Source organism: Curtobacterium sp. B18, from assembly GCF_000333375.1.
Lineage (GTDB): Bacteria > Actinomycetota > Actinomycetes > Actinomycetales > Microbacteriaceae > Curtobacterium.
Genome location: NZ_BACZ01000705.1, coordinates 1 through 4,357 on the forward strand (window position 1 = coordinate 1; position 4,357 = coordinate 4,357).

A 4,357-nucleotide genomic window follows, 5' to 3' on the forward strand; every position below is an offset into this window, starting at 1 on the left:
CGTCCTGGAAGAGCTGCACGTAGTTGGCGAACCAGACGAACTGGTTGCCGCCGATGAGCTGGTCGCGGAACAGACTGAGCCACAGCGCGTACCCGATCGGCACGATGAGCATCGCGACGAGCACGAGGACGAAGGGGCCGACGAAGAGCCATCCCGTGTAGCGGCCGCGCGGCCTGGCGCGGCGCCGCGGTGGCACGGCCGGCGCGGTGGCTCCGGCTGCGCGCGCTTCCAGCGTGCTCATGTGACTCCCTTGTCGTGCGGTGTTCCGGTCCGTCGATGTTGACGTCAACATCGAACGCCGCGACGATAGCATGGCAACGGGGAACCGCGGGTTGCACGTCTTCGCGCCGATCCACCCCGAGCACGAGTTCCTCGACGTCCGGCACGCGGTGATCGCCGCGGCGCGCGAGCTCGAGCGCCGGATGCCCGACCGGGTGACGACAGCGTGGTGGAAGGAGGAGCGCGGCGAGCGGGTGTTCGTCGACTTCAACCAGGCGAACCGCGACCGGACGATGGCGGGCGCCTACAGCCCGCGGGCACTGGCGCACGCCGCGGTGTCGACCCCGATCACGTGGGACGAGCTCGACGACGCGGACCCGACCACGTTCACGGTCCGGTCGGTCCCGGATCGCCTGCAGACCACCGGCGACCCGTGGGAGGGCATGCACGACGACCCCGCGAGCATCGCACCGCTCCTGGCGTGGTGGGAGCGCGACCTGGCGAACGGCGAGGGTGAGCTGCCGTTCCCGCCGGACTTCCCGAAGATGCCGGGGGAGCCGTCCCGCGTGCAACCGTCACGCGCCAAGAAGGCCTGACGGACGCGCCAGGAGCTCCTGACGAACGCGTCACACCGTGGCGCAGTCCTCGGCGCGACCCTCGGGCTTGGCGACCCGGGTGGTGTGCGTGGGGAGCGAGACGCTCGCCGTGTGCAGACGCGTCAGACGGGACCACGTCCCGCGGTGGACGTCGCTGATGCCGTCGATGATCATGTCCCGCTCCCGTCTGCTCGATGCGGATGCGTCCGCATGGATCAAGTTACCTAGTTAGCCTAACTACATCAATGTGTGAGCGTCAATCGGACATGAGGACGGCGTCGAGGTCGTAGGCGGCCGGGACCTCGAGCTGGTCGAAGCCGCACGACGCGGCCTCGCGGTCCGGACGCCACCGTTCGAACTGGACCGTGTGCCGGAACCGGTCGCCCTCCATCTGGTCGTACCGGACCTCGAGGACCAGCGACGGCACCAGCCGGACGAACGACGTGTCCCGACCCGACGAGAACCGCGACCGTTCCCCGTCACCGGTGACGAGCCTCCCGTCGTCGTCCCGGAGGACCACCGGGTCGAGCTCGTCGACCAACTCGGCCCGGCGCTTGTCCGAGAAGGCGGAGACGCCGCCCACCTGGTGGAGCTCGCCGTCATCGCCGTACAGACCGACGAGCAGGGAGCCGACGCCGGTGCCGCTCTTGTGGACCCGGTAGCCGATCGCCACGACGTCCGCGGTCCGGTGGTGCTTCACCTTGAGCATCGTGCGCTTGTTCGGCTCGTAGGGCTTCGCGCGGGGCTTCGCGACGACACCGTCGAGCCCGGCGCCCTCGAACGTGGTGAGCCAGTCGCGGGCGAGGTCGACGTCGAGGGTGGTGCGCGTGACGTAGAGCGGGTCGGACATGCCCGTCGCGAGCGCGTCCAGCCGCGAGCGACGCTCGTCGAACGGCAGGTCCAGCAGCTCCTCGCCGTCGACCGCGAGCAGGTCGAACGCGACGAACTGCGCGGGGGTCTCGGCGCTGAGCGTCGCGATGCGGGAGGCCGCGGGGTGGATCCGCTGCGACAGCGCCTCCCAGTCGAGTCGCTCCGCCCCGGCCTCCCCGGAGCGCAGGATCACCTCGCCGTCGAGCACCACCGGGTGCGCGCGTCCGCCGAACTGCGCCCGGAACGCCGCGACGAGCTCCGGGAAGTAGCGGGTGAGCGGCTTCGCACCACGGCTGCCGATCTCGACGTCGTCGCCGTCGATCGTCACGATGCCGCGGAAGCCGTCCCACTTCGGCTCGTAGCGCAGGCCACCACGGACGCTGTCGGGGTCGGGCACGGTGGCGACGGCCTTGGCGAGCATCGGTGCGATCTCCATGCGCCCTGTCTACTCGGGTGGTCGCGTCCGTCCGGCAGGGGTCGGTCCGGTGTCCCGTGACCACGGGGCCTGGAGGCGCGGCTCGGCCCGTCCGCGCCGGCCCGCTCGCTAGGGTGGTCACGTGACGACCGTGCCCCCGCCGGCAGCGCCGGCACCGGAACCGATCAGCCCCGTGCAGGCCGCCGCGTTGCAGGCCGGCGTCCTGCCGCCCGTCGAGGCGGTCCGGCCGGGCATCTGGACGCTCGCGGTGCCGTTCCGCTTCGGTGTGCCCGACGCGACCCTCGTCTACGTCGTCGAGGGCTCCGACGGCGCGCTGACCCTGATCGACCCGGGGTGGACGGCCGACGACGACCTCGACGCCCTCCGCGACGGCCTCAGCGGGATCGGCCGGTCCCTCGACGAGGTCGGGCTCGTCGTCGTGACGCACCTGCACGCGGACCACCTCGGTGCGGCCGCCGCGATCCGCCGCGCCACCGGTGCCCGGGTCGCGATGCACCGGCTCGAGGTCGACGCGCTCCGCCGTGAACGCGAGGACGCCGCGGCGAACGACGCCGACATCGCGACCTGGGGGCTGCCGGAGCACCTGCGCGCCGGCGTGGTCGAGGCCTGGGGGAGCGGCCGGCGGATCGGACTCGGGCGGACCGCCGAGCCGTTCGCCGACCTGCTCCTCGACGACGGCGACGTGCTGCCGGTCGCCGGGCGGACGATCCGGACCCTCTGGACCCCGGGGCACACCGCGGGCCACTGCTGCTTCGTGGACGAGGCCGACGGGCTGCTCTTCACCGGCGACCACGTCCTGCCGCGCATCAACTCCGGGATCGGTCTGGGTGGCCGGACCGGCGCGAACCCGCTCGGCGACTACCTGGCGTCGCTCGGACGGCTCGACGGGTACGCCGACCTCGAGGTGTGCCCGGGCCACGAGTACCGCTTCCGCGACGTCGTCACGCGTGCCCGCACCCTGGCGCGGCACCGCGAGGAGCGGTCGCGGCACGTCGCCGCGGCACTCGACGCCCTGTCCTCGCCGACGCTGTACGAGGTGGCGTCCCGAGTGCCGTTCAGCGGCGGGATCGAGTCGATGACGGGGTTCCTGCTCGCCAGCGCCCTGACCCAGACGGCCTTCCACGCGGAACTGCTCGGCCGCGCCGACGAGGTCCGGCCCGCCTGACGCGGCCGGGCGCGGTCCGCGGGTCCGTGGTTCCCACCGCCCTCGCACAACGCAAGTGCATCCGCGCCGTGGATTCCCACGGCGCGGATGCACTTCGGTCGTGCGGGCCGCGCGGCCTGACCGCTGCCGGGCTCAGCCGAGCGTCGCGGCGAGTCGCTCCAGTGTCGTCTTCGCGTCGGCGAACTCCGCGGCGGCGTGGTCGGCGAGCGGCGCCAGGTCGGGCAGCCGGTCCGCGAGGGTCGCGCTCACGGTGATCGGGTACGGCTTCATGCCGAGCGCCGTCCCGAGGATGAGCTGCAGGACCGGCGAGCCGTGGTCCCAGCCCTCGGTCGGGGTGCCGGCGTCGTAGGTGGCGCCACGGCTGACGACGGTCACGACGGGCCGACCGGCGAGCGGCTGCACGTCGCCCGCGAGGACGCCGGGCACGTGGACGCGGTCGATCCAGGCCTTGAGGGTCGACGGCACCGTGTAGTTGTACAGCGGCGCACCGATCACGACGACGTCGGCGCCGAGGAGTTCGTCGATGACCTCCTGTCGGCGAGCGTCGTCCGCGGGCGCGACCACCTCGTCGTCGGTGCGGTCGGCGGCCGCCCAGTGCAGCGCCGAGGTCTCGAGGTGGGGGAGCTGGTCGACGTGCAGGTCGCGTCGGACGACGGTGTACTCCGGACCGCGTGCGCGCCAGGCGTCCGCGAAGGCCGCGGTGAGGGCGCGGGAGCGGGAGTGCGCGAGGTCGGCCGAGGAGTCGATGTGCAGGAGGGTGGGCATGGTCCCCACGCTACCGAGCGATGCGCGCCGGATGACGGGAACGGCCCCGCCGCGCCGGTGCGGGGCGAGGCGGGGCCGAGGTGGGCGTCCCGTCGGTCACGCGGGTACGCGACCGACGGGAGGCGTCCGGTGTCGGCGAACTCGGCGAGGTGCACCATGTCGAGCGCGTCGATGACCTGCTCGCGGCGGGCGGCGGCCGGCACACGGCGCATCTCGAGGCCGAACGCCACGTTCTGCCGGACCGTCATGTGCGGGAACAGCGAGTACTGATGGAACACCATGCCGATGTCCCGCTTGTTGACCGGG

5 protein-coding genes and 2 pseudogenes are annotated in these 4,357 nt (G+C 72.7%); 3 read left to right on the forward strand and 4 right to left on the reverse strand.

The window, feature by feature from the left end; genetic code table 11:
• Positions 1-241, reverse strand: a pseudogene (locus I5E_RS18910) (sugar ABC transporter permease); the annotation flags it as partial.
• 76 nt (positions 242-317) lie between these two features.
• Between I5E_RS18910 and ligD the strand changes: the two are divergent.
• Positions 318-815 (forward strand): annotated as a pseudogene (gene ligD, locus I5E_RS18915) (non-homologous end-joining DNA ligase LigD); the annotation flags it as partial.
• 30 nt (positions 816-845) lie between these two features.
• On the opposite strand, the gene I5E_RS25790 reads toward ligD, so the two are convergent.
• Together I5E_RS25790 and I5E_RS18925 are read right to left on the reverse strand one after the other, a co-directional pair.
• Positions 846-989: a hypothetical protein gene (locus tag I5E_RS25790; protein WP_022908369.1), complete on the reverse strand. Its 144-nt coding sequence runs from the start codon at positions 987-989 to the stop codon at positions 846-848.
• Positions 990-1,071: 82 nt separating this feature from the next.
• A complete protein-coding gene (locus tag I5E_RS18925; protein WP_022908370.1) occupies positions 1,072-2,121 on the reverse strand; it encodes an ATP-dependent DNA ligase in 1,050 nt (349 codons plus the stop codon).
• A 121-nt stretch (positions 2,122-2,242) separates the two neighbouring features.
• On the opposite strand from I5E_RS18925, the gene I5E_RS18930 reads away from it, so the two are divergent.
• Positions 2,243-3,286, forward strand: coding sequence for an MBL fold metallo-hydrolase (locus I5E_RS18930; RefSeq protein ID WP_022908371.1), 1,044 nt, complete (start codon positions 2,243-2,245; stop codon positions 3,284-3,286).
• A 132-nt stretch (positions 3,287-3,418) separates the two neighbouring features.
• Here the strand turns inward: I5E_RS18930 and I5E_RS18935 are convergent, their stop codons facing one another.
• Positions 3,419-4,051: an FMN-dependent NADH-azoreductase gene (locus I5E_RS18935; RefSeq protein WP_022908372.1), complete on the reverse strand. Its 633-nt coding sequence runs from the start codon at positions 4,049-4,051 to the stop codon at positions 3,419-3,421.
• 80 nt (positions 4,052-4,131) lie between these two features.
• Here I5E_RS18935 and I5E_RS26785 point away from each other — a divergent pair.
• Positions 4,132-4,357, forward strand: a 226-nt coding sequence (locus I5E_RS26785) for a hypothetical protein (RefSeq protein ID WP_187290552.1), incomplete at its 3' end; no start/stop codon positions are given.